The sequence below is a fragment of the Cognatiyoonia sediminum genome, from assembly GCF_900129845.1.
Lineage (GTDB): Bacteria > Pseudomonadota > Alphaproteobacteria > Rhodobacterales > Rhodobacteraceae > Cognatiyoonia > Cognatiyoonia sediminum.
The window spans coordinates 114,879-139,282 of record NZ_FQXB01000006.1; the positions used below are offsets into that span (position 1 = coordinate 114,879).

General features: G+C 54.7%; 27 protein-coding genes and 1 tRNA gene. 13 read left to right on the forward strand and 15 right to left on the reverse strand.

Annotated elements, in window-relative coordinates; genetic code table 11:
* Positions 1–45: 45 nt before the first annotated feature.
* Entirely contained in the window at positions 46–1,050 is a 1,005-nt protein-coding gene (locus BUA85_RS14835; protein ID WP_072902552.1) for a hypothetical protein, read from the reverse strand.
* Between the two features lie 159 nt (positions 1,051–1,209).
* On the opposite strand from BUA85_RS14835, the gene BUA85_RS14840 reads away from it, so the two are divergent.
* The 3 genes from BUA85_RS14840 to BUA85_RS14850 are packed head-to-tail and all read left to right on the forward strand — an operon-like array spanning position 1,210 to position 3,184.
* A complete protein-coding gene (locus BUA85_RS14840) occupies positions 1,210–1,875 on the forward strand; it encodes a cytochrome c3 family protein (RefSeq protein WP_072902439.1) in 666 nt (221 codons plus the stop codon).
* Complete coding sequence (locus tag BUA85_RS14845; RefSeq protein WP_072902441.1) at positions 1,872–2,705, forward strand: c-type heme family protein; 834 nt, start codon at positions 1,872–1,874, stop codon at positions 2,703–2,705. The genes BUA85_RS14840 and BUA85_RS14845 overlap by 4 nt, the downstream gene beginning before the upstream one ends.
* Positions 2,702–3,184 (forward strand): hypothetical protein, encoded by a 483-nt coding sequence (locus BUA85_RS14850; protein WP_072902443.1) that lies wholly within the window; start codon positions 2,702–2,704, stop codon positions 3,182–3,184. The genes BUA85_RS14845 and BUA85_RS14850 overlap by 4 nt, the downstream gene beginning before the upstream one ends.
* 6 nt (positions 3,185–3,190) lie before the next feature.
* Here the strand turns inward: BUA85_RS14850 and BUA85_RS14855 are convergent, their stop codons facing one another.
* Positions 3,191–4,816, reverse strand: a complete 1,626-nt coding sequence (locus tag BUA85_RS14855; protein ID WP_072902444.1) for an AMP-binding protein — start codon at positions 4,814–4,816, stop codon at positions 3,191–3,193.
* Positions 4,817–4,919: 103 nt separating this feature from the next.
* On the opposite strand from BUA85_RS14855, the gene BUA85_RS14860 reads away from it, so the two are divergent.
* Both BUA85_RS14860 and BUA85_RS14865 read left to right on the forward strand, forming a co-directional pair.
* Positions 4,920–5,564: a sulfotransferase family 2 domain-containing protein gene (locus BUA85_RS14860; protein WP_072902554.1), complete on the forward strand. Its 645-nt coding sequence runs from the start codon at positions 4,920–4,922 to the stop codon at positions 5,562–5,564.
* Between the two features lie 162 nt (positions 5,565–5,726).
* The gene (locus BUA85_RS14865) at positions 5,727–6,260 is read left to right on the forward strand and encodes a Hint domain-containing protein (RefSeq protein ID WP_072902446.1); all 534 of its coding nucleotides are present in this window, start codon (positions 5,727–5,729) and stop codon (positions 6,258–6,260) included.
* Positions 6,261–6,311: 51 nt separating this feature from the next.
* Here BUA85_RS14865 and BUA85_RS14870 read toward each other — a convergent pair whose 3' ends face one another.
* The 8 genes from BUA85_RS14870 to BUA85_RS14905 form a co-directional block, all read right to left on the reverse strand.
* The gene (locus BUA85_RS14870; RefSeq protein WP_072902447.1) at positions 6,312–8,510 is read right to left on the reverse strand and encodes a 3-hydroxyacyl-CoA dehydrogenase NAD-binding domain-containing protein; all 2,199 of its coding nucleotides are present in this window, start codon (positions 8,508–8,510) and stop codon (positions 6,312–6,314) included.
* 36 nt (positions 8,511–8,546) lie between these two features.
* A complete protein-coding gene (locus tag BUA85_RS14875) occupies positions 8,547–9,008 on the reverse strand; it encodes a hypothetical protein (protein WP_072902449.1) in 462 nt (153 codons plus the stop codon).
* A 4-nt stretch (positions 9,009–9,012) separates the two neighbouring features.
* Positions 9,013–10,224 (reverse strand): acetyl-CoA C-acetyltransferase, encoded by a 1,212-nt coding sequence (locus tag BUA85_RS14880; protein ID WP_072902450.1) that lies wholly within the window; start codon positions 10,222–10,224, stop codon positions 9,013–9,015.
* A gap of 11 nt (positions 10,225–10,235) precedes the next feature.
* Positions 10,236–10,868 carry a glutathione S-transferase family protein gene (locus tag BUA85_RS14885; protein WP_072902452.1) on the reverse strand — a complete coding sequence of 211 codons (633 nt, stop codon included), beginning with the start codon at positions 10,866–10,868 and terminating at the stop codon, positions 10,236–10,238.
* 17 nt (positions 10,869–10,885) lie between these two features.
* Positions 10,886–11,098, reverse strand: a complete 213-nt coding sequence (locus tag BUA85_RS14890; protein WP_072902454.1) for a hypothetical protein — start codon at positions 11,096–11,098, stop codon at positions 10,886–10,888.
* A gap of 48 nt (positions 11,099–11,146) precedes the next feature.
* Positions 11,147–12,925 (reverse strand): acyl-CoA dehydrogenase C-terminal domain-containing protein, encoded by a 1,779-nt coding sequence (locus BUA85_RS14895; protein WP_072902456.1) that lies wholly within the window; start codon positions 12,923–12,925, stop codon positions 11,147–11,149.
* A 19-nt stretch (positions 12,926–12,944) separates the two neighbouring features.
* A complete protein-coding gene (locus BUA85_RS14900; RefSeq protein ID WP_072902556.1) occupies positions 12,945–13,346 on the reverse strand; it encodes a MerR family transcriptional regulator in 402 nt (133 codons plus the stop codon).
* Positions 13,347–13,578: 232 nt separating this feature from the next.
* Positions 13,579–13,947, reverse strand: coding sequence for a MerR family transcriptional regulator (locus tag BUA85_RS14905; protein ID WP_072902457.1), 369 nt, complete (start codon positions 13,945–13,947; stop codon positions 13,579–13,581).
* Between the two features lie 161 nt (positions 13,948–14,108).
* Between BUA85_RS14905 and BUA85_RS14910 the strand changes: the two genes are divergently transcribed.
* The 3 genes from BUA85_RS14910 to BUA85_RS14920 are packed head-to-tail and all read left to right on the forward strand — an operon-like array spanning position 14,109 to position 16,340.
* Positions 14,109–14,543, forward strand: coding sequence for a PaaI family thioesterase (locus BUA85_RS14910; protein ID WP_072902459.1), 435 nt, complete (start codon positions 14,109–14,111; stop codon positions 14,541–14,543).
* Complete coding sequence (locus tag BUA85_RS14915) at positions 14,543–15,034, forward strand: PaaI family thioesterase (RefSeq protein ID WP_072902461.1); 492 nt, start codon at positions 14,543–14,545, stop codon at positions 15,032–15,034. Before BUA85_RS14910 ends, BUA85_RS14915 begins: the two co-directional genes overlap by 1 nt.
* Positions 15,027–16,340: an MATE family efflux transporter gene (locus BUA85_RS14920; protein WP_072902462.1), complete on the forward strand. Its 1,314-nt coding sequence runs from the start codon at positions 15,027–15,029 to the stop codon at positions 16,338–16,340. The genes BUA85_RS14915 and BUA85_RS14920 overlap by 8 nt, the downstream gene beginning before the upstream one ends.
* On the opposite strand, the gene arsC is transcribed toward BUA85_RS14920, so the two are convergent.
* From arsC to BUA85_RS14935, 3 genes are read right to left on the reverse strand one after another with little or no spacing between them, the layout of a single operon-like run.
* Entirely contained in the window at positions 16,337–16,675 is a 339-nt protein-coding gene (gene arsC, locus BUA85_RS14925) for an arsenate reductase (glutaredoxin) (protein ID WP_072902558.1), read from the reverse strand. The two genes, BUA85_RS14920 and arsC, sit on opposite strands and share 4 nt — an antisense overlap.
* A complete protein-coding gene (locus BUA85_RS14930; RefSeq protein WP_072902464.1) occupies positions 16,672–17,718 on the reverse strand; it encodes a quinone-dependent dihydroorotate dehydrogenase in 1,047 nt (348 codons plus the stop codon). Before BUA85_RS14930 ends, arsC begins: the two co-directional genes overlap by 4 nt.
* On the reverse strand, positions 17,715–18,047 hold the full coding sequence (locus tag BUA85_RS14935) for a DUF952 domain-containing protein (protein ID WP_072902560.1): 333 nt from the start codon (positions 18,045–18,047) through the stop codon (positions 17,715–17,717). The genes BUA85_RS14930 and BUA85_RS14935 overlap by 4 nt, the downstream gene beginning before the upstream one ends.
* 149 nt (positions 18,048–18,196) lie before the next feature.
* Between BUA85_RS14935 and BUA85_RS14940 the strand changes: the two genes are divergently transcribed.
* The 3 genes from BUA85_RS14940 to BUA85_RS14950 all read left to right on the forward strand — a co-directional run bounded on the left by BUA85_RS14940 (position 18,197) and on the right by BUA85_RS14950 (position 20,799).
* Complete coding sequence (locus BUA85_RS14940) at positions 18,197–19,759, forward strand: bifunctional metallophosphatase/5'-nucleotidase (protein WP_072902465.1); 1,563 nt, start codon at positions 18,197–18,199, stop codon at positions 19,757–19,759.
* Between the two features lie 67 nt (positions 19,760–19,826).
* On the forward strand, positions 19,827–20,129 hold the full coding sequence (locus BUA85_RS14945; protein WP_072902467.1) for a DnaJ family domain-containing protein: 303 nt from the start codon (positions 19,827–19,829) through the stop codon (positions 20,127–20,129).
* A gap of 1 nt (position 20,130) precedes the next feature.
* Positions 20,131–20,799 (forward strand): SOS response-associated peptidase, encoded by a 669-nt coding sequence (locus BUA85_RS14950; RefSeq protein WP_072902469.1) that lies wholly within the window; start codon positions 20,131–20,133, stop codon positions 20,797–20,799.
* On the opposite strand, the gene BUA85_RS14955 is transcribed toward BUA85_RS14950, so the two are convergent.
* Positions 20,793–21,236 (reverse strand): cupredoxin domain-containing protein, encoded by a 444-nt coding sequence (locus BUA85_RS14955; RefSeq protein WP_072902470.1) that lies wholly within the window; start codon positions 21,234–21,236, stop codon positions 20,793–20,795. The two genes, BUA85_RS14950 and BUA85_RS14955, sit on opposite strands and share 7 nt — an antisense overlap.
* Positions 21,237–21,402: 166 nt before the next feature.
* Positions 21,403–22,275, reverse strand: coding sequence for a sugar kinase (locus BUA85_RS14960; protein WP_072902472.1), 873 nt, complete (start codon positions 22,273–22,275; stop codon positions 21,403–21,405).
* Between the two features lie 132 nt (positions 22,276–22,407).
* Between BUA85_RS14960 and BUA85_RS14965 the strand changes: the two genes are divergently transcribed.
* Entirely contained in the window at positions 22,408–24,204 is a 1,797-nt protein-coding gene (locus tag BUA85_RS14965; protein ID WP_072902474.1) for an IlvD/Edd family dehydratase, read from the forward strand.
* A 73-nt stretch (positions 24,205–24,277) separates the two neighbouring features.
* A tRNA-Gly gene (locus tag BUA85_RS14970) sits at positions 24,278–24,351 on the forward strand.
* The last annotated feature ends 53 nt before the right edge of the window (positions 24,352–24,404 follow it).

Consider the following 24,404-nt stretch of genomic DNA (forward strand, 5'->3'; position numbering starts at 1 on the left):
AGAGTCTCGCGTGTGTTTGCGGGGCTTTTCCTTGTCTGGGGCCCACTATGCGTCGCAAATTCCGTTGAGCGCGATCCATTGGCTGTCTGAAATGACAGGCTGATTGTCCGCTTCGTTGGTTTGGTTCGGGACCAATCGACCACGGCTTTCCAGATCAGCAAAAAGCGGGGTGATGTCCACATTTTGGGATTGGAAGCCTTCCAATATTGATGCGCGCAGTTCGATCAATTGCGGGCTGTTGGTTAAGCTGATCGCATAAGCTTCAAGGCTTTCAGGTGGGAGATCGCCTGTCGTCAGAAGTTGCAGAGTTGGTCGTAGGCCTGCTTGGTCGATAATAGGTCCAAGCGCGTCTTTCTCTTCGGCATCGAGGAAGGCGGCGAGCGCGTAGCCAGCAACGGATTCAGGTTCCTTGGCGCTTTCGACCCGAGATTTGTCCAAAACAATGATGTTTCCAGGAAGGGCCACAGCCTCTTCGAGACCGTCTGGCAGCACAACGATCTGAGCTTGTGCGGAAGGGCCGAAGAGACGGTTGCTCATCGCCCCAAGCGCATCCTGTCCGCGAGGGGAGGTGCAGCGTTGCCCGAGAGTGGATTGCAAGTGGCCAAGGATAATGGCCCCCATCTCGGCGCGCTTTGATTGCGGGACGACGGCGAGCGTTTGTTCGCGTAAGGCGTTAGGAAACCAGAACACGGCGAGACCGACGACGAGGGCCGCAAAGCTCGCCGAGATCGCAAAACGCAACCGTCCAGATGTCGAGCGGGCATTCAGCAACCCACGGCGGACCGTTTCGATGGCGTCGATCATTGTATCGTCGGCGATTTCGAGCGTTTCTTCGGCGTCGGGGGCAGGAGAGAAAAGCGCGGGCCGTTCGCCTTCGTTGAGGCGTGTAACTGCGGGGAGTGACCAATGCGTCAGCGGTCGATCTGCTGAGTCTGAGATAACTAGCGTAGCGTGGCCGAATGAGACCAGCACGTCCCGTCGCTGCGCACCCGTTTTCTCGCGCCAGAGGCCGTCACTTTCCAACCGCTCATACTGATCAAGTGCTGTCATACGCCTGTTCTTTTTCGCTGACCTTACGGCGCTTTGGCAGCTTTGAACAGTCGATTTGCGAGGCGTGGAGCGCAATTAACCCTCCCTTAACCATGTGGGCTTAGCCAAAGGGTGCGCGTCAAAATTTGTCGGGCTAAAGAATTTTAAGCGGTAGGGGCTATGACACCGCAACACATAAAATATGCAGCACTTTTATTGCTGATCCCATTTGGCGCATTAGCGGTTTCGGCCTTTCAAAATCAAACCGTTCTTCGGACTGTTGCACATGGTCCGATCCAGGTGGATCATGCGAACCTGGGCTGTTCGGATTGCCATATTGCGCCAGATGCAACTTGGCGGCAGCAGATCCAGGCGAACTTACGCTATGTCGTCGGCGCGCGGTCTGAGGCAGTGGATTTCGGCTATCACCCTGTGACGTCGGATACGTGTTTGGGTTGCCACGAACGCCCGAATGAGCGCCATCCGATCTACCGCTTCCGTGAGGCGCGGTTCCAAGACGCGCAAGAGATTGTCGACGCCACAAGCTGTTTGGGGTGCCACACGGAGCACACGAACGAACGGGCTTTTACGCAGGTGGATTTCTGTGTCGCTTGCCACGGCGATTTGGAGCTGAAGACGGACCCGTTGGATGTGAGCCATCTCCAGCTGATCAAAGATGAAAACTGGGGCAGCTGTTTGGGCTGCCACGATTTTCACGGGAACCATGCCTATGAAGCGCCGAAGTTGCTGGACGCCGCGTTCGATGTGGATGCGTTGGAGGCGTATTTGGCGGATGGGCCCAACCCTTACGGAACTGAGAAACTATATGAGGCCAAGGGCCCATGAGCACATTTCGATTGGTTTTAGCGGGCTGCATCTTTTGCCTCGCGATATATTTGTTTGTTTCGGCACCGCCGCCGTTGGAGGAAAGCGGTCAAAGACAGACCGCGGCGCGGGCTGTAGAGGTTGAGCATGTTTTCAGGGCCGTCAATTCGGTGAACGAAGCCGCGCGGCAGATTTACACCAGCCGGATCGTCGGGCCGGGCAAGCAGGTTGGCTTGGGCTTTGGAGAGGATTGGGCCGAACCGGATGTGGAAAAGGGGCCGCTGCCTGCGCTGTTTTTGCGCCTTGCCGCGGCGCGGCTTGAGGCAAAGCCGACGCGGTTGAGCCTAAATCTTGGGTCTGATGAGCCGATCAACAAATCGAACCTGTTTGATGCGGCTCAGATGGAGGCGTCCGGGATTGTGAAAAGCTCTCGCGAGCCCGTGTTTTCTCAGATTGAGGAAGTTGGGGTGGTGGGGATGTTCCCTGATATCGCTTCCGCTCAGCCGTGTGTGACCTGTCACAATGAGCATGCCGATAGTCCAAAGGTGGATTGGGAATTGGGTGACGTTATGGGGGCGACGACATGGACCTATCCTGATGCGGTTTTGGGGGCCGATGAGTATTTGGCGACGACAGAGGCCACGTTTGAAGCGGTCGCGGAAGCCTACACGCAGTATCTGGATAAAGTATCGGGCTTTGCTGAACCGATCGAGATCGGTAGCGATTGGCCGGATCAAGGCAAGCTCGCCTTGCCCGATCTTGAGACGTTTTTGACCGAGGTGCGTGCGGCGGCGTCCGCCTCGATCGTGGATGAATTGATCCTGCAGTCTGAGGCGGAGGTGGCGCAATGATTGCGCGGACGTTGAGCATCTTGAGTACGCCCTACGCTCTGATAGGGCTTGTCGGTTTGCTCTTGGCGGCTGTGGCTTTGAGTGTGGGTTGGCAGGGCGTTGTTCTATCCCCTAACATCCAGTTTGCGTGGCAATCCGTCACGGGTGTCGGGCTTTTGTCGACGATGATTTACCAGTGGTATCTGCTACGAAAGCGCTGGATTGGGGATATGACGCGGCGCGATGTGGTGATCCACCGTTGGGCGGGGGTTGCGGCTGTGATCCTGTTCGGTCTTCATGCGGCGCGGTTGGGTCACACATGGATGATGGCGATCACCGTGCTGTTCATTCTGATCGGGATCACCGGCATTCTGAACAAAGAGGTCATGCGGTACAAAACACGCGGGGCGTATCTGACGTGGTTTTCCATCCACATTGGGCTGTCCGTGGCAATTGCCCCGCTGATCGCGGTGCATGTTTGGGTGGCGCTGTCGTATTGAAGCCGATCAGTACGTCTTCGCCAAAGCCCGTAATTCGAACTTCTGAATCTTCCCTGTCGATGTTTTGGGAAGTTCCTGGAACACTACTTTCTTAGGGCATTTGAACCCTGCGAGGCGTTCGCGAGTGAAGGCGATCATTTCCGCTTCATCCGCGCTGGCGCCGTCTTTGAGTTCGATAAAGGCACAAGGAACCTCGCCCCATTTTTCATCTGGCTTGGCCACAACCGCACAGAGGTTGACGGCAGGGTGGTGCATCAGGGCGCCTTCGACCTCTACTGAGGAGATGTTTTCGCCGCCAGAGATGATGATGTCTTTGGCGCGGTCAGAGATTTGGATGTAGCCGTCAGGGTGTTGGATGGCGAGGTCTTCGGAATGGAAATAGCCACCCGCAAAGGATTTGGCGGTCGCCTCGGGGTTTTTGAAATACCCTTTCATGACGGAGTTGCCGCGCATGACAATCTCACCCTGCGTGCCGCTGTCCATGGTGACCTGCTGCAATTGATCATCGACGACCGTGATATGTTCCATCTGCGGATAAGCGACGCCTTGGCGGGCCTTTATCGCGGCTTGGTCTTCGGCAGGAAGATCATCCCATTCGTCGATCCAGACGCATTCGGTGACGTGACCATAGGTCTCGGTGAGGCCGTAGACCTGCGTGATGTTGAAACCGAGTTTGCCAATGGCTTCCAGTGTTGCGGGCGCAGGCGGCGCGCCTGCGGTGAAGACCTCGATCGTGCGGTCGAAAGGGCGGCGTTCCTCTTCGGTGGCGTTGACGATCAGGTTCAAAACGATGGGAGCACCGCCGAAATGGGTCACGCCATGGTCTGCGATGGCGTCATAGATCGCTTTGGCCGTGATGTCGCGGCAGCAGACAACGGTTCCGCCCATCACAGGCATCATCCATGTGTGGTTCCAGCCATTGCAGTGAAAGAGTGGTACGATTTGCAGCAGCGTCGGGAACAGCGTCATGCGCCAGCTGATCGGCGTGCCCATTGTCATCAAATACGCGCCGCGATGATGGTAAACGACGCCCTTTGGACGGCCTGTGGTGCCGGAGGTATAATTGAGCGCGAGGCTTTCCCATTCGTCCTCCGGCATGATCCATTCAAAATCCGGATCGCCGGTCGTGATGAAACCTTCGTAGTCGATTTGTTTGCCGATGCCGGCAACGCCTGCGATGGGGTCGGGCACTTCGACGATGCCGGGTGGCTGGCCTTCCATGAGGTCCACAGCTTGCATAAGGGCGGGCAGGAATTGGCTGTCAACGAGGACGACTTTTGCTTCGCCATGATCGAGAATGTAGGCGATGGTGTCGACGTCGAGCCGCGTGTTGATCGTGTTCAGGATCGCACCGCAGGCGGGTACGCCGAAGGCGGCTTCGGATTGCGCAGGGGTGTTCGGTAGGATCGTCGCGACCACATCGCCTGATTTGACACCGATTTTTGTAAGCGCCGAGGCAAGGCGCGAGACGCGGGCGTGGTATTGGCGATAGGTCAGCTGATGATCGCCGTAGATCAGTGCTGTGCGTTCTGGGTAAACGATGTTGGCTCTTTGTAGATGGCTCAGCGGTGTCAACGGCGCATAGTTCGCCGTGCATTTTTCCAGCCCTGTTTCGTCTGACATCCAACCCATGGCGCATCTCCCTTTGTGGTGTGGAAGTTATGCAGAAATTTAAATGTCAGACAATAGAGGTTTTGAGTGAGACAGATGGATTTTGATCGGCCATGGTGGTGGCATGATCATCTCTCCGGGCCGTCGATATATCTTTGCGCATATGCCGAAAACAGGTGGTACGTCTTTGGCGTCGGCCTTGGAGGAGCGGGCGCAGAAAGATGACATTTTGATCGGCGATACACCCAAGGCACTGCGTCGCAAGGGGAGACTGGCGTCACTCACCGCGGCTGGCCGGCTTTGGAAACATTCGACCTTGGCGGATATTGAGGGTGTGGTCACGCCGGATCAGATGCAGGATTGGTTTGTGGTGACGTTGGTGCGCAATCCGTGGGACCGGATGGTGAGCTATTACAGCTGGGCGCGGGGGCGGAGTTTTGATCATCCGGTTATTGGCTTGGCCAAATCATTGGAGTTCGAGCAATTTGCGAAAGAGCCAGCGGTTCTGCGTTCTCTGAAAGCCAACCCTGTTGCGGCCTATACATCGGACCGCCGAGGTGTGGATCATGCCAATCTGGTTGCACGGCTAGAGCATCTCGAAACTGACCTGGAACCTTTATGGGACCACCTTGAGTTTGAACTAGAGATTCCGCATCTCAATCAATCCGAGAGGGAGCGGGATTATCGGTCGTATTTTGATGCCGACACGCGCGATGCTGTGGCGGAGGTGTGTCAGGGTGACATTCAAAGATATGGCTATTGTTTCTGATTTGGAATGAATGCGGATTTTTTCCGACACTGTAGCTCTTACAAAATCAATGCCACATTCTTACCATGTTTTCGGCCAATGAAGGGCATCTGCATCACCCTCTATGAAAAGTGATCCGCTCCTATTTTTGAGCGTTTCACACAAAAAAAAAGGGGGTGAGGTATGGATAGTGCATCGTTAACCCTTGATACGGCGGTAGAGTCCTCAATCTTGCAAATTGGGGACAGGCATTCTGTGCCACATGTGGGTTTGCTTTCCGGACAGAAGGTTATCACAACAGCGGGCCAAATCCCCGTTGAAGCGGTGGAATCTGGGACGCGGTTGCTGACCTTTGACGGTGGATATCAGCCCGTGACTGATGTTCGCCGAGAGCGCTTGCCTCTCGGGGCAAGTGTGATGGTGGTACCCAAGGGCGTTTTTGGCAATCAGGGTGAGATACTGATGCTGCCCGAACAGGATGTTATCTTTGATCTTGATATGTCTGCGGAGGCCTTCGTTGACCCATTCGCAATGATCCGAGCCAGTGACCTTTCGGGGCATTGGGGGATCAAACCGCGCGTGGTTCTTGAGCCTTTGCTGTCGACACAGATCCTGTTTGCGCAGGATGAGGTTCTTCGCACGTCGGTTGCGGCAATGTTCCATTGCCCGCAAGCGGTGGGCGCAGAGGTCATGCTAGATCAAAGACAAGCTGCATAAGAAAAGGGGCGCTAGCGGGTGGCCAGCGCCCCTTTTTTGTTTTTCCGACGCTTAAGCAGCGGCTTTGCCGGCACCGTAGATGCTGTAGAAAGAAACGTTTTTATCGGCCATTTCACGCAATAGGTTCGGCGTCGCAAAGCGTTCGCCGTGGGTTGCGGCAAGCTGATCGCAGCGTTCTGCGGCGTATGGCGCGCCGATGATGTCGAGCCAGCTGAATGGGCCGCCGGACCAAGGTGCAAAGCCCCAGCCTAGGATCGCTCCAACGTCGCCTTCGCGGATGTCTTCCAGCACGTTTTCTTCCAACGCACGGACCGCTTCGAGGACTTGTGCAAAGAGCAGGCGGTGCTGCACTTCAAGGAGTTCAGGCTGTTCGTCGGCAACTGGGTATTGGTCCGCTAGACCTTCCCACAGACCTTGGCGTTTGCCCTTTTCGTCGTAGGCGTAGAAACCGGAGTTTGATTTGCGGCCCAAGCGGCCTTCGTCAAACATCCAGAACAGAACTTGGTCGACTTCCTCATTCGGGTAATCGTCGCTCATTGCCGCTTTCGTGGCTTTCGCGATCTTTACGCCGAGATCGATGGAGGTTTCATCCGTCAGCTGAAGAGGGCCGAGCGGCATACCAACAAGCTTCGCTGCGTTTTCGATCAACGCAGGCTCCACGCCTTCTTTAACCATGCGGATCCCTTCGTTGATGTAAGGGATGATGCAGCGGTTGGCGTAGAAGAACCGTTCGTCGTTTACGACGATTGGTGTCTTGCGGATCTGGCGCACGAAATCGAGCGACTTGGCTACCGCACGGTCGCCTGTTTCTTTACCCTTGATGATCTCTACCAACATCATCTTGTCCACTGGGGAGAAGAAGTGGATGCCGATGAACTGTTCCGGACGCACAGAGGCCTTCGCAAGTTCAGTGATCGGGAGTGTGGAAGTATTGGTGGCAAATATGCAGTCTTCGCCGACGATGGCTTCGACTTTCTTCGTCATATCGGCCTTGACGCCCACGTCTTCGAACACGGCTTCAACGATCAGATCGCAGCCTTTGAGGGCTTCGAGATCTGTTGTGGCGTTGATCAGGCCAAGCACGGCTTCTTTCTTCTCTTCAGTCGCCTTTTTGCGCTTGATCCCCTTGTCCATGTAATCGGCAGTGTAAGATTTGCCTTTGTCGGCGGCGTCTTGATCACGGTCGATCAGGACAACTTCGATCCCAGCTAAGGCGGAGACGAGAGAGATACCCGCCCCCATCATACCAGCGCCCAGAACGCCAACTTTCTTGACCTTCTGATCATCGACATCAGGACGGTTTGCGCCTTTCTCCAAGGCTTCTTTGTTGATGAAGAGGGAGCGGATCATCGCTTCCGACGATGGGTTCATCAGAACATGTGTGAACCAGCGGGCTTCGATTTTGATCGCTGTGTCGAAAGGAACCAATGCGCCTTCGTATGCGGCGGATAGCAGGGCCTTTGCCGCAGGATAGACGCCCTTGGTGCGACCGTTGATCATGGCAGAGGCGCCAACGTAGGTCATGAAGCCGGCAGGGTGGTAGGGCGCGCCGCCAGGCATTTTGTAGCCCTTCTCATCCCATGGTTTGACGATTGTAGGTTCGGAAAGAACCCATGCTTTCGCAGCGGAAAGCAATTCGTCAGCAGGCACGACTTCGTCGATCAAACCAGCCGCTTTGGCTTTCTTTGGATCGCTCAGCTTGCCTTCCAAAAGGAACGGTGATGCGGCCATCGCGCCCATCTTACGTACAAGGCGTGTGGTGCCGCCCATGCCTGGGAAGATACCGACCATGATTTCAGGAAGGCCAATTTTTGCTTTTGGGTTGTCTGCGGCAAAGATGCGGTGGCACGAGAGCGGGATTTCATACCCGATGCCGAGCGCTGTGCCGGGCAGGGCCGCTGCGATTGGTTTGCCGCCCTTGTTTGTCTTTGGGTCCATGCCAGCCCGTTCGATGTTACGCAGAACACCGTGACACTGCATCAAGCCGTCCATCAGGCCAGCGGCAGGGTTCTCGCCCGCGCTTTCCTTCATCTTCGCGATGATGTTGAGATCCATACCACCAGCAAATGAGCCTTCTTTGCCCGAGGTGATGACGATACCTTTCACGGCGTCATCGACAAGCGCTTCGTTGACCAGCGCATTGAGATCAACAAATCCTTGTTGGTTCATCACGTTCATGGATTTGCCAACTGTGTCCCAAGTGATGACGGCGACACCATCGGCGTCTGTGGCCATTGTAAAGTCAGTCATATCTTTTCTCTCTTTCTCAGCGCGCGGTGTTGGAACTTACCGCTTTCTCGCTTTGTTCATTTCGTCTCGAACGGGTTTCTCAAAATCCGTATCTATTTTCGTTTTGCTGTCCGACGTGCAAAACCGCCATTCCAGCCCAAGGTACATTGCGACGGTCTCCGAAGGCTCCGCGGCCAACACGACCTTTCCATCGCCATCAAAAAAGGTCAGATCGAAGGTCGCGATGATCACATCTTGCGTTTTGAACTTGGCCTTCAAACATGTGCGTTTGCAGTTTGTTGCACCAAGGTCTGTGACGTAGGTGCGGTACCAATCAAATGCTGCGACCAACTCCTCGTAGGTTTCGATCCTGATGACGCTTGATCCCACCCCGAAGTGGTAAGGAAGGTGCAACGTTGAGGCCAAGACTGGCATGTCAGCGGCGAAGAAGGCTTCGTCCGTCCGGTCCAGCAGGTCTTGAACGATGTCAAATGCTTCCTGGTCTCGGGGTGAGGCCATGCAGTTATACCCTTTCGATGATTGTTGCCGCACCCATGCCGGACGCGATGCAGAGCGTGGCGAGGCCGGTGCCTTTGCCGGTGCGCTCCAATTCGTCCAGCAATGTGCCGATGATGATCGCGCCTGTCGCACCCAGCGGGTGGCCCATCGCAATAGAGCCGCCGTTAACGTTGACGAGGCTGTCATCGACATCAAAGCGCTGCATGAAGCGCAGAACAACGGAAGCGAATGCTTCGTTCACTTCGAAAAGGTCGATGTCGCTGATCGACATGCCTGAATCCGCGAGGATCTTTTCGGTCACTGGAACCGGTCCTGTCAGCATGATGGTTGGATCCGTGCCGATTTTTGCGGTCGCTTTGATGCGTGCGCGAGGTTTCAGGCCATGTGCTTCGCCGAACTCTTTGTTACCGATCAGAACGCCTGCGGAGCCGTCCACGATACCAGAGGAGTTACCCGCGTGGTGGATGTGGTTGATTTTTTCCAGATGCGGGTATTTGAGCAGGGCAACATTGTCGAAGCCCGGCATCACTTCACCCATCTGCTGGAACGACGCGTTCAAAGACCCAAGCGCCTGCATGTCCGTGCCGGGGCGCATGTATTCGTCGTTGTCGAGGATCGTCAGGCCATTGATGTCCTTGACGGGAACGATGGATTTCTCAAACCGATTGTCAGCCCAAGCTGCTGCTGCGCGGTTTTGGCTTTCGACAGCTAGTGCGTCGGCGTCATCACGCGAAAACCCATATTCGGTTGCGATGATGTCAGCTGAAATACCCTGTGGCACGAAATACGTGTCCATCGCGATGGATGGGTCAACCGCAATCGCAGCACCGTCGGAGCCCATGGCCACACGGCCCATCATTTCGACACCGCCAGCGATGTAAGCTTGGCCTGCGCCGCCTTTGACTTGGTTCGCGGCGAGGTTCACAGCTTCCATACCAGACGCACAGAAACGGTTGATGGCAAGGCCTGGGATGCTTTCATCAAGGTCGGAGGCCAAAACAGCGGTTCGTGCAAGGCAGCCGCCTTGTTCGCCAACTTGGGTCACGTTGCCCCAGATCACGTCCTCGACCGCGTGGCCTTCGAGGCCGTTGCGCTCTTTAAGGGAATTCAAAACACCTGCGGAAAGGCGTGCTGATGTCACCTCATGCAAGCTGCCGTCTTTGCGGCCTTTGCCACGCGGGGTGCGTACGGCATCGTAGATATAGGCTTCTGTCATTGTCGTCTCCTTCAGGATGCGCCGGGGAAGGCTCGGGGCATCAGATCATAGGGGTGTTTCCAACCGTCGAGTGCTGAGATGTTGCCCAGCCAACGGTCGATATTGGGAAAATCGGTGCGGTTAAATCCAAAGGGTTCTGGGTAATAGAGATAGGAACAGCAGGAGAGGTCTGCATTGGTGACGTTGCGACCAACGATCCAATCACGTCCCTCTAGGTGCATGTTCAAAGTATTATAAGCCGCAGCGAGACGGCTTTGGCTGAACTTGATGACTTGTTCTGGGCGTTTGTCTTCGGGAAGGAAGTTCATCAAAAAGCGGGTCATGCCAGCTTGAGAGCTGAGTTTGTGATTGTCCCACAAGACCCAGCGCAGAACTTCGTATTTCTCTGCAGCTTCACCGCCAAACTTGCCGGTTTTGTCGGTGATATATTGCTGAATGGCGCCGGACTGGCTGAGGCTGAAATCGCCGTCGATCAAAAGCGGGGCCTCTGCCATGACGTTCTGTTCGCGATAGGCGTCGGTGCGGGAGCCGCCGTTGAAGAAATCAACTTTGACAACCTCCCACTCAAGCCCTGCGAGTTCGAGGGCGAGGGCGGCTTTGTAGGCGTTTCCGCTTTCGCCGAAGCAATGCAGTTTGATTGTCATATCGCGACCTCCCTTCGCTATTTCTTTCGGTCTGGTAGCTCCGTCTGAAAAATCTTCAGGCGGTGTCCAAACGTGTCTTCGTTTAGGACGCTATCGAAGTTCTCAAACAGAAACGACAGTGCCTCTCCTTCTTCCAGAGTGCTCTCTTTCGCGAACCGTTTCAGCCTGCGGTAGCCATCTTCGGTCATTGCGACAGGGAAGCGGCGGGTTAGGCGAAGGCGTTTGGGCATCTGGTCCTCAATGTGGTTAGGGTGGGCGCGTGCACGCCCACCCTAGAATTAGAAGTTCGCAGCCTCCAGAGCCATCACAGTATCGGCGCCTGTGTTGATCCGGGCCAAATGCAGCTTTGTGGCAGGCAATTGGCGCGCCATGTAGTAGCGGCCGGTTGCGATTTTGGTTTCGTAGAACTCTGTGTCGGACGCACCGCTTTCGAGCGCTTCCATCGCGGCCTTGCCCATGCGGGCCCACATCAGGCCGAGGCAAACATGGCCCATCATGTGCATGAAGTCGTAGGAGCCGGACAGAGCGTTGTTTGGGTTCGTCATGCCGTTTTGCATGAAATACATGCCAGCGGCTTGCAGATCCTTTGACGCCTCTTTCAGCGGATCAAGGAAGTCAGCTTTCAGTGCTTCGTTGCCTTCGTTCTCTTTGATGAAGGTTTTGATCATCTCAAAGAAGGCCATGACATGCTTACCACCGTCCTGCGCCAGTTTCCGGCCCACGAGGTCAAGCGCTTGAACACCGTTCGCGCCTTCGTAGATCATGGCGATCCGAGCGTCGCGTGCGAACTGGGACATGCCCCATTCTTCGATATAGCCGTGGCCGCCGTAAACCTGCTGTGCCGCTGTTGCGTACTCAAAACCTTTGTCGGTAAGGAAGCCTTTGACCACAGGCGTCATCAAAGAAATCAAACCATCAGCGTCTTTGTCGCCGTTCTTATGTGCCCGGTCGATCAGGGTTGCACCCCAATAGGTGAATGCGCGCGCGCCTTCGGTAAAGGATTTCTGATCCATCAGATTACGACGGATGTCTGGGTGCACGATCAGTGGGTCAGCTGGGCCATCTGGGTTCTTTGCCCCGGTCACGTCGCGCCCTTGCAAACGGTCGTTCGCGTAAGCGACTGCGTTTTGATACGCAACCTCGGCTTGTGCGTAGCCTTGAAGACCTACGCCCAAACGCGCTTCGTTCATCATGACGAACATGGCGCGCATGCCTTTGTGCTCTTCCCCGATCAGGTAGCCTTCGGCTTCGTCATAGTTCATCACACAGGTGGAATTCCCGTGGATACCCATTTTTTCTTCGATCTTACCGCAGCTTACGCCGTTGCGGGCGCCGATGTTGCCGTATTCGTCGTGCAGGAATTTGGGAACGATGAAGAGGGACACGCCCTTGATGCCGTCTGGGCCACCAGGGATTTTTGCCAACACCAAGTGAATGATGTTCTCGGCCATGTCGTGCTCACCGGCAGAGATAAAGATCTTCTGTCCGGACACTTTGTACGTGCCATTGTCCTGAGGAACCGCCTTTGTGCGCATCAGACCCAAGTCCGTACCACAGTGCGGCTCTGTCAGGTTCATTGTGCCTGTCCATTCGCAAGACGCGAGTTTGGGCAAGTACATGGCTTTTTGTGCATCAGAGCCGTGCGCCAAGATAGCCGAAAGGGCACCGTGGGTTAGGCCTTGGTACATGTTAAACGCCATGTTGGCGCTGACCATGGGTTCCTGTGCGGCTGTGTGCATGATGTATGGAAGCCCTTGGCCGCCGAATTCCTCCGGCACGTCCATGGCAGTCCAACCGCCTTCTTTCATCTGCTCAAAAGCTTCTTTGAAGCCCGTTGGTGTGCGTACGACGCCGTTCTCGAGGACACAGCCTTCGGTGTCCCCGACAACATTCAAAGGCGCCAGTACTTCAGACGATACTTTGCCTGCTTCTTCCAAAACCGCCGCTGTGAAGTCGCGGTCAAGGTCTTCAAAGCCGGGGATGTCCTGTTCGCTGACCTTTAGAAGGTCATGAAGAACGAATTGGAGGTCTTTGGTCGGTGCTGTATAGCTGGGCATCGTCTATCGTCTTTCCAATTTAGGCTGCTGCCGTTTTCTGTTTTGCGAGTGCGTCCAATTTGGCGGCACCCCATTCCATTTGTTTCTTGAGCTCACCAATGGCTTCTTCCAACTCAGCTTTTTGGGCTTCCATGTCGGCAAGATGCTTTTCAGCAAGTTCGTAAGATTTGCTCAGCTGGGTCTCTTGTTCATCATCCATGTGATAAAGGTCGAGAAGCTGGCGTATTTCTTCGAGGGCGAAGCCAAATCGCTTGCCGCGCAAAATCAACTTGAGACGCGCGCGATCCCGTTTGGTGAACAGGCGCTTTTGGCCTTCACGCATGGGGAAGAGGAGTTCTTTGGCTTCATAAAAACGCAAGGTGCGAGGTGTGACGTCGAATGCGTCGCACATTTCGCGGATATTCATGGTTTCAGTCGTCATAACAAAATTCCATTCGCAATTCCGGTTGAGCCAATGCAGTGATCGGCCCGCAGCACCTGTGCGTCCGACTCGAACCTTACAACCAATGTTGACGTTGACGTAAACGTAACGTGGCGTCATTTGCACGTTGACGAAAGGTCAGGAAGTTTTGATCGATTGTGAACGCAACTTTATAACTGGGAAGATCGCGGTCTGTTTCCCCGTAAGCCTTAAAAATAGGGCTTACGCTGACCTAGCCGAGAGAGGCCGCAACCTCATCGCGTTGCTTTTCCAGCTCTTCGATGGCGATATCTAGTTGTTTGCGTTGTTCTCGCAATTCTTCCAACTGACCAGTGGCCAAGGCAACCCAAGACTGCATCTGTGCTTCGGTGCCTTCGTCTTCATAGATCAGGAGCCATTGGCGGATGTCCTCTAAAGCGAACCCCCAGCGACGACCACGCATGATAAGTGTCATCCGAGCGATTTCGCGCGAGCCATAGAACCTTGAGCGGCCCTCTTTCTCGGGCGCAAGCAGTTCAATGTATTCGTAATAGCGCAAAGTCCGAGGTGTCACGTCGAATTTCGCGCACATTTCTTTGAAGGTTAATCGCGTATCGGTCATGGTTGCTGCTCCCTTACCTAAGGGTAACACTAAGTGGTTTTTCGGAGCAACTTTGTTGCGCGTCCGATGACGAAATTTTCAATCATCAAGTGTCCATATCGAAACGCACTTGCAGATCGCGACAGGTCTGACAGGTTGGTCGCAAAGAACGGATGAAGACTATGAGCGACGAAACAGACCGCAAAACGCTGATTGCGAAACAGTTCATAGGGGCGCTGCCTCATGCCAAAGAGCTTGGGATGACGATCGTTGACGTGGGCGAAGGGACGGCCACGATTACGATGCCATATGATGAAAAGCTGATAGGTGATCCCGAGACTGGGGTTATTCATGGCGGGGCGGTTTCTGCTTTGATGGATACGTGTTGCGGGGCTGCGGTGATGGCGCATCCGGCTGCCTTGGGCGGAACAGCAACGATTGATTTGCGCATTGATTATATGCGCCCCGCCACGCCGGCGCAGACGATCAGCACGACGGCGACCTGTTACCATGTGACACGCAGCGTCGCTTTTGTGCGGGCTGTTGCCGTTGATTCAGATGCAGATCGTCCGGTCGCTACGGCGACAGGGGCCTTTACGGTTGAGGGGGCGGCATAATGGCGAAGCGTCCCGAACCTGTGCAGGTCGTGAAGCAACGGCGTGATGCAGTGTTGCAGTCTTTGGTGGAGGGTGTTCCTTATATTCAGTTTATGGGGATCCATTTTGATCGCCGTGGTGATGAGCTGACTGGCGTGATGCCCTATGCTGACAAGCTGATCGGCAATCCCATGTTGCCCGCCCTGCATGGGGGAGCGACCGCGGCCTTCTTGGAAGTGACCGCGATTATCGAACTGACTTGGTCGTCGCTATGGGTGCGAATGGAGGCGGGCGAGGAAATTGATATATCCTCACACCGATTGCCAAAGACGATTGATTTCAGCGTGGATTATCTGCGGTCCGGCTTGCCGAGGGACGCTTATGCGCGGGCGCGGGTCAACCGGTCGGGTCGGCGGTATGCGTCGGTTCATGTGGAGGCTTGGCAGGACAACAGAACGCGCCTGTTCGCGCAAGCGACTGGGCACTTCTTAATGCCGCAGAAGGATGACTGAGGCGGCGCTGACCCATCGTCGTGTTCTGGCGATTGCGGTTCCGATTGTTATCTCAAACGTGTCTGTCCCGCTTTTGGGAGTGGTCGACACCGCCGTTGTTGGCCAAATGGGCGAAGCGGCGCCGCTTGGGGCGGTAGGGCTTGGTGCGATCATCATCACGTCTATCTACTGGATTTTTGGTTTCCTGCGGATGGGGACTGTTGGTTTGACCTCGCAAGCCCAGGGGGCCAATGACCAAACCGAGGTTTCGGTCCTGTTAACCCGCGTGCTTTTGATCGGTTTGGCGGGCGGATTGGCTATTATTGCCTTGCAGGCAGGCCTATTTTGGGTCGCTTTGCAGATGTCGCCAGCGAGTGATGAGGTGGAGGCGCTCACGCGGGATTATCTGGCTGTTCGCGTTTGGTCAGCTCCAGCAATGATCGCGATTTATGGTGTGACAGGATGGCTGATCGCATTGGAGCGTACGCGGGCTGTTCTAGCTGTTCAGGTTGGTATGAACCTGTTGAACATCGTGTTGGACATCGTTTTCGTGCTGCAGTTCCAATGGGGCGTTGTCGGTGTGGCATGGGCCACATTCCTTGCCGAATGGTTCGGGTTGGCGCTGGGCCTCTGGCTTTGCCGCGAGAATTTCAAAACGGCAACCTGGCGGCTTTGGTCACGCGTTTTGGAAAGATCCTCACTGATTAAGATGGCAGAGGTGAACACCGATATCATGATCCGGTCGGTTCTATTGCAGGCGATTTTTCTGAGTTTCATGCTGTTTGGAGCGCGGTTTGGGGATGTCACGCTTGCGGCCAATCAGGTTCTTTTGCAGTTCCTCATGCTGTCGTCATTCGCGATGGATGGCGTTGCCTTCGCGGCGGAGAGCCTTGTTGGGCAGGCCTATGGCGCGAAGAAACCGCAGGATGTGCGGAGGGCTTCGATCCTTACTGGTTTGTGGGCCGGGGGCATTTGCATCGCGTCTTCGATCTTGATTTTGGCGCTGGGCCCTTGGGGGATCGATTTAATTACCACGGCGGAAGATGTGCGGGCCGAAGCACGCGATTATCTGATCTATATGGCGCTTGCACCGATCTTAGGGTTCGCATCATGGATGCTCGATGGGATATTTATTGGGGCGACGCGGACACGCGATATGCGTAATATGATGATCGTTTCAACAATCGTGTATTTTGCAGCCGTCATCCCGCTTATGGCCACTTTCGGCAACCACGGGCTATGGATCGGAATGTTGATCAGCTTTGTGGTGCGTGGTATTACATTGGCGATCCGGTATCCGGCGCTTGAACGGTCGGCTTTGGCTTAGAGCAGTGACAGAACGTTCTCTGGCGGGCGGCCAACTACGGCTTTATCGCCTTTGATCACAATGGGGCGCTCGATCAGAATTGGGTTTGAGACCATTGCGGCGATGAGGGTATCATCGTCGGCGTTTTTGAGTTCGAGATCTTTGAACGTCTTTTCGCCGGTTCGTACGATTTGCGCGGCGGTCACTCCAAGTTTTGCGAGCGTTTCACGCAATTCAGCTTCGGTCGGCCGTTCTTTCAAATAGACGCGGATTTTGGCCTGCACACCATTCTCTTCTAGAAGCGCGAGGGTCTGGCGGGATTTTGAGCAGCGCGGATTGTGCCAAATCGTCGTCATGTCCATAGTCCTTTGTCCACACCTACGGCGTAGGATACATTTTTGAACCCATCAGCAATCAGAAGCTTGTCGAGTTCAACCGCGATTTCATGGACAAGCGAGACGCCGCTGAACACCATCGCCGTGTAGAGCTGGACTGCGGAGGCTCCGGCGCGGATTTTGGTGTAAGCCTGCTGCGCGTTGCTTACACCGCCAACGCCAATGATCGGCAAGTGTGTTTGGGTGCTGAGCTCAGCCAGAACGCGCGTAGACTTTTCGAACAACGGCTGGCCGGAAAGCCCGCCTTTTTCGCCCGCATGAGCACTTTTCAAACCTTCGCGCGATAATGTGGTGTTCGTGGCGATCAGGCCCGAGATGCTGGAGGTGTTAGCGACATCTGCGATTTCTGCGATTTCTTCGGAGGTCAAATCCGGTGCGATTTTGAGAAAAATCGGGATCGGTACGTCAAGAGCGTTGCTTGCGTCGATCACACCCGCCAGAAGCGATTGCAACGCGGCTTTGCCCTGAAGGTCGCGCAGTTTTTCGGTATTGGGTGATGAGACATTGACAGTGGCAAAATCGATGTTTGACCCGCAATGGGACAGCACTTGCGCAAAATCCTGTGCGCGATCCGCGCTGTCTTTATTGGCGCCGAGGTTCAGGCCAACAACGCCTTTATGATCTTTGAGGCGTCCGTTGATCGCCACCATCCCGTCGTTGTTAAACCCAAAACGATTGATCGCGGCGGCGTCTTCCGTCAGGCGAAAGAGGCGCGGTTTGGGGTTGCCAGGTTGCGGCTTTGGCGTAGCCGCGCCAACTTCAAGAAACCCAAAAGCGGTTTTGTGTAGCGCGGGCAAAGCAACCGCGTTCTTGTCAAACCCTGCCGCAAGCCCGATTGGGTTCTCCAACGACATGCCCGCAAGCACTGTGCGCAGACGTGGGGTGGTGAAGGCGTAGGTGCGCGGGCCAAGGCCAGCACGAAGTGCGGAAAGTGCCAATCCGTGCGCACGTTCTGGATCGACACTTCGGATTAGAGGCAGGCCGATCTTTTCCAGAAGGCTCATGAAAGCTCCGGAAACTGATGGGTGCCATCGACGAGGGGCAAAGGCTTTGTCCAAAGAATGTCAGTCAGGCGAATGTTTCGGTAAAGATGTGGGAAAAGGACGCCCTCGCGAGCCGGTTCCCATTTCAATGGCTCAAGGCCTTCGGTTTCCAAGGCGCAAAGCACCAGCCCTTCGGCCCCCGCAAAATACTTGGCCGCGGTTTCGGCGACGGTTTCGGCCGTGGAGAAGTGAATATAGCCATCCGCCACGTCGATGGGTGCGCCGGGTGTTTCACTGAGGGACTGGAGGTCGGCCCATTCGTCAGACCGGAAAATTTTGTAGATCAGCATGGCGGTCTCAATACCGCAAGCACGCAGGGCGTCAAGATTTAGGCACGTCGCAAAAAATTCGCATTGCCGGCGTACTGCAGCTGCGTATCGGTTTGACTCCTTCGTCGGGTCTGGCCAAGCTACAGACAGTTCCAAAGGGGGATCTTACCATGATCAAAAGAATTTTGACGACCGCCAGTGCATTGTCGATGACAGCCGGTATGGCTGCTGCTGACTTTTCGCTGAACGTCATTCACATCAACGATTTGCACAGCCGGATTGAGCCTATCAACCGCTTTGATTCCACGTGTAACGCGGAAGATAACGCCGAAGGGAAATGCTTTGGCGGTTATGCGCGCGTGAAAACGATGATCGATCAGCTGCGCGCCGAACTGGCCGATGAGAATGTCATCGTTCTGGACGCGGGCGACCAGTACCAAGGGTCGCTGATGTATACGACGTATAAAGGCGACGTTGAGGCCGAGATGGCCGAGATCGTTGGATTTGACGCCATGGCCGTGGGCAACCACGAGTTTGATGACGGCGATGAAGGTCTTGCGAAACTGGCGGATGCTGTGTCGTTCCCAGTGATTTCGGGCAATATCGATGTCAGCCAATCGAATATTCTGGCCGGTAAGGTCGACAACCACACTGTTCTGGAAGTTGGCGGCAAGAAGATCGGGATCATCTCGGCGCTCGCTTCTGACACAGTGGAGACGTCTTCACCTTCTGACGCGGTGATCTTCACGGATGAGATCGAAAGCTTGCAAGCTGATGTTGCAGCATTGGAAGCGGAAGGTGTCGATATCATCATCGCATTGACCCATGTTGGTGTGACCAAGGACATGGAAATCGCTGAGCAGGTTGCTGGGATCGACGCTGTTGTAGGTGGCCACTCTCACACGCTGATGTCCAACACCGAAGAAGGCGCGATGGCCTATCCAACTATGGTGGGCAACGTTCCTGTGGTGCAGGCTTATGCCTATTCCAAATACGTTGGTCATCTGAAGCTTGAGTTTGATGACGCAGGTAATGTGACATCTGCATCTGGTGATACAATCGTTCTCGACGCGTCTGTCGCCGAAGACGAAGCCATCGTTGCACGCGTAGCGGAGCTTGCTGGCCCAATTGAAGAGATGAAGACACGCGTTGTAGCCGAGGCCGCTGAGGCAATCGAAGGCGACCGCTCTGTCTGTCGTGCGGTTGAATGCCCAATGGGCAACCTCGTTGCCGACGCGATGCTGGACCGCGTGGCCGATCAAGGCATCCAGATCGCTATTCAAAACGGTGGCGGTCTTCGTGCCTCTATCGACTCTGGTGAAGTGACAATGGGCGAGGTTCTGACCGTGCTTCCGTTCCAAAACACGCTGTCTACGTTTGAAGTGACCGGCGGGACGATCATCGAAGCCTTGGAGAATGGCGTAAGCCAAGTTGAAGAAGGCGCAGGTCGCTTCCCACAGGTTGCAGGAATGTCCTTCACCGTGGATCTCTCCGCGGAGCCGGGCAGCCGTATCACTGACGTGATGGTTGGCGATTCAGCGATCAATCTGGCGGCGGTCTATGGTGTTGTGTCCAACAACTACGTCCGTAACGGCGGCGACGGTTACAGCATGTTTGAAGATGCAGCGAACGCCTATGACTATGGCCCTGATTTGGCTGACGTTACTGCGGAATTCCTCGCAGAGAACGGACCATACCAGCCGTATACGGATGGTCGTATCACAGTAAAATAATCCCGCCTTCTAGCGAGATTAGGACACCCCCGCTATTTTGTGGGGGTGTTTTCATTTGGAGGGACCCATGGACCATCCACTTATTGATCTGATTTCAGCAAAGATCCGTGACGCGGAAGCGCGCGGTGAATTTGATAATTTGGCGGGGGCTGGAAAGCCGTTGGACCTGTCGGATGCAGATGCCGATTTCCTTGCACGCGCCTTGAAAGAAAACGACGCGGTGCCGGAGTTTGTTCTGCTTCATAAGCAGTTGGAAGAACTGCGTGCTGAACTGCCTAATCTTCCAGTGTCGGAGCGGAAAGAGGTTTTGCGGAAGATCGCAGAACTGGAGCCGAAAATGGAACTCGCAAAACAGGCTTGGACCCGCTGAGATGTGCGGGCGGATGGCCGTGACGCTACCGCATGATGCGATGGCGCAGGTGTTTGATGCCAATCTGTCCAACGACCTGCCGCATGTTCCGAACTACAATGTTTGCCCCACGGCGCAGGTTCATGCTGTCACGTCCTCTGACGGTGTGCGCCGGCTTCAGCCGATGCGCTGGGGCTTTATCCCTCGGTGGTACAAAAAGCCGAATGGTGGTCCGCTTTTAATTAACGCGCGGTCAGAAACCATTGCTGAAAAGCCTGCCTTCCGCGATGCCTGCCGCAATCGGCGTTGTTTGATCGTGGCGGATGGATTTTATGAATGGAAACGAGAAAAGGATCAAACGCCTCTCCCTTGGTGGGTGACACGGTCGGACGGCGCGCCGATGGTGTTTGCGGGTGTTTGGCAGAATTGGGGAGCAGAGGAGGAGGTGCTGACGACCTGCGCCATTGTTACGATAGCTGCGAACGATGATATGGCACCCATTCACCATAGGCTTCCTGTGATCTTGGACGAAGATCAATGGGCGCTTTGGTTGGGTGAAGAAGGAAAAGGGGCAGCAGCCCTCATGAAAAGCGCCCCCGAAGGAGCGCTTTCAATTGCTAGAGTGTCAACGGCGGTCAATTCAAATCGGGCAACTGGGCCGGAGTTGATTGAACCATTCGAGGATCATTGACCCAGATAGGGTTCGTCAAAGGTGATCTCACCGCGGTAATAGCTGTTGTTTCCACCATATTGATATACATATGGCGATCTGAGGTCAGTTTCCGTGCAGTCGTGGATCGTGATTACGGTTGAATTGTTGTTTGAGATCCAATCCGTATTCCAACCGTCTTTCGCACCAGCGAAGTAGTAATTCCCGTTTGAGTCGGTATTGCATGGGTTGCTGGAGCTGTAACCACTGTAATTGTCGTTATAGTTTTCCGAATAAAGACGTGCCCAGTTGCCCGACTTATTCACGAAACGAATGGTGTCACCGGGTTGAACGTGAATGGTCTGCGGGAAATATCCGCGCTTTTCGATGCGCACTTCGTGCTGTGTGCTTTGAGCACTTGCAGCAAGCGGAAGGGCAACAAGTGTTGTAGCTAAAACTGTGGATACTAATTTATTCATTTGACATACCTCGTTCGGAGTCAGACGGACTCTTTCAAGGCATTTTTATCCATCAAATAGGGCGCTCATGTGACTAAAAGAGAGTGTATAACAGCCTGATTTAAAACAAAAAAGAAACAATAATGCCAACTGCAAGCAACTGTTTCGGTATTTGCTAACAATCGACCTATTCCGGTACAATCGCCCCACGATATCCAATGACATGACTGGCTAATTTGTGCGCGACCTGTAAGGCGTCAGATTGCGTTGATCCGCTTAAGATTGAACCAAGATATCCGCCATTAAAGCTGTCACCGGCGGCTGTGGAATCTACGACCTGTTTGGCAGATGAAAACGCTTGTTCTTCAGTGTTCGGCTGAAGCGAAAGCGGGCCGGTTTCTCCGCGCTTCAGCGCACCGGATTTTGACATCCCAAGAAACCGGTCTTGGACCTGTTCGGCAGTTTCGTTGAAGAGGTTCATCTCGTCATCTATAGACGGAAGGCAGATATCCGAGATGGCCCAGAATGAGGAGATGACCCTTTGCGCAATCTCTTGATTTTCCCAAAGAAGAGGGCGGTAGTTGCTATCAAACGCAATACGCGCAGGTGATTGGTTCAAATAGGTATAGAGACCATCGCGAACCTCTTGCGGCAAGATGGCCAGAGAAATCGCTGATAAGTAAATGACGTTAGCTCCATCCAATGCGGAAAAATCTAATGCGCCGTCGATTTGAAACATCTCACGAGCTGCCGAGGCGCTACGCCAATATGTGAATGAACGTTCGCCGAATTCGTCGGTTTCAATCGCATAGAGTCCGGGTGATTTGCCTTCAATTACTTGGCAAACCGATGTGCCGATCGCGTGGTCTTCCATGAATGAAAGGATTCTCTTCGAGAAACTGTCGTCTCCCAGCGCGGTTACATATTGAACATCAAGTTGGGGGGCCGTGCGTTTGAGGTAGATCGCTGTATTCAAGGTATCCCCAGCGACCCCAAGGCTGGCATTCGCACCATCGGTCGAGAGTTCGATCATTGCTTCGCCCACGCAAACTACTCTCATCTTTGGCCCTTTCTGCTGGCTTAGCCGCCTCAAATTTTAGACTGTTAGCGCTATAGCTAAATCTGAGCATTCGCAATAAGATGCCGCTTACATTCCGCGCGAAAGCGCATCAGCCAAAAATCAGGATCGAACATGGCCAAGAAAATCGGCGTATCTGACTTGCGGTCACGCAAGTGGTTTATGAACGAAGACAACATGGAAATGACCGCGCTTTATTTGGAGCGGTACCTCAACTACGGGCTGACGCGTGAAGAGCTGCAATCTGGCAAGCCGATCATCGCGATTGCGCAAACGGGGAGCGACCTGAGTCCCTGTAATCGTCACCACTTGGAACTGACCAAGCGGGTGCGTGACGGGATCATTTCGATGGGCGGGACGCCGATTGAAGTGCCGGTTCATCCGATCCAAGAGACGGGCAAACGGCCTACGGCATCCTTGGATCGCAACTTGGCCTATCTGTCCTTGGTTGAGAGCCTTTATGGCTATCCGATTGACGGCGTTGTTCTGAACATCGGGTGTGACAAGACCACGCCTGCGTTGCTGATGGCCGCAGCGACCGTGAACATTCCGGCGATTGCTTTGTCTGTTGGTCCGATGCTGAACGGGTGGTGGAAAGGCGAACGGGCTGGCTCCGGCACGGTGATCTGGAAGGCGCGCGAGATGCTTGCCGCTGGTGAGATCGACGATGAGGAATTCATGGAGATTGCGGCCGCCTCCGCCCCGTCCGTTGGCTATTGCAACACTATGGGCACGGCGACGACGATGAATTCTTTGGCCGAAGCGTTGGGGATGCAATTACCTGGCTCAGCTGCGATTCCTGCGCCTTATCGTGAGCGGGGGCAAATCAGCTACGAGACTGGCAAGCGGATTGTGGAGATGGTTTGGGAAGATCTGCGGCCATCTGACATCATGACTCGCGAAGCCTTTGAAAATGCGATTGTGATCAATTCAGCTATCGGTGGGTCGACGAATGCCCCGATCCACCTCAACGGGATCGCGCGCCATCTTGGGGTGCCGTTGGACAACAACGATTGGCAGAACATAGGTCACCACGTGCCGCTGTTGGTGAATCTGATGCCGGCGGGCAAATATCTTGGTGAGGATTACCAGCAAGCAGGTGGCGTGCCGGCGGTTGTGGGAGAGCTGATCGCGGGCGATTTGCTGCCGCATCCGAATGCTGTGACATCAAACGGACAGTCGATGGGGGAAAACTGCAAAGCGCGGCGGTCGTCCAACACCGATGTGATCATGACAACCGAGGCGCCGCTGAAAGAGCAGGCTGGTTTTATCAACCTCTCTGGCAACCTCTTTGACAGTGCGATCATGAAAACCTCCGTCATTTCAGAGCAGTTCCGGCAGACCTATCTGTCGAACCCTGATGATCCAAATGCGTTTGAGGGCAGGGCAGTAGTTTTTGACGGGCCGGAAGATTTTCATCATCGGATTGATGATCCGGCCGAGAATATCGACGAGAACTGCATCATGTTCATGCGCGGCGCTGGGCCGAAAGGCTATCCCGGAGGGGCTGAGGTTGTGAACATGCGCGCACCTGCATATTTGATCAAAAAGGGCGTGGAGGCATTGCCATGTGTGGGTGACGGGCGGCAGTCGGGTACATCGGGCAGCCCATCAATTTTGAATGCAGCGCCGGAAGCTGCAGCAGGGGGCGGTTTGGCTTTGCTCAAGAACGGTGATCGCGTTCGGATCGATTTGAACAAATGCACAGCGGATATGCTTGTGCCTTTGGACGAGTTGGCAGAGCGCGCGCGGACCTTGGAAGAGAACGGCTATCCGCATCCCGAAAGCCAGACACCGTGGCAGCAGTATTTCCGCGAGCTGACAGGACAATTTGATAAAGGAATGACCCTGCGCGATGCCGACACATACCGCGATATTTCGCGCAAAGGGCTGCCGCGCGATAGCCACTAGAAATTCTTGGGAGTTGAGGTCGTTGTCGGCCTTGACGCCCAAAATTCGATCACATAGGACGTGGCCTTACTGAGCGGGTATGGTGAAATGGTATCATAAGAGCCTTCCAAGCTTAAGGTGCGGGTTCGATTCCCGCTACCCGCTCCAACTTCCCTCACTTCGCCGCCTTGTCCTTTCTGGGTGCCAGTTCTATTTGACAC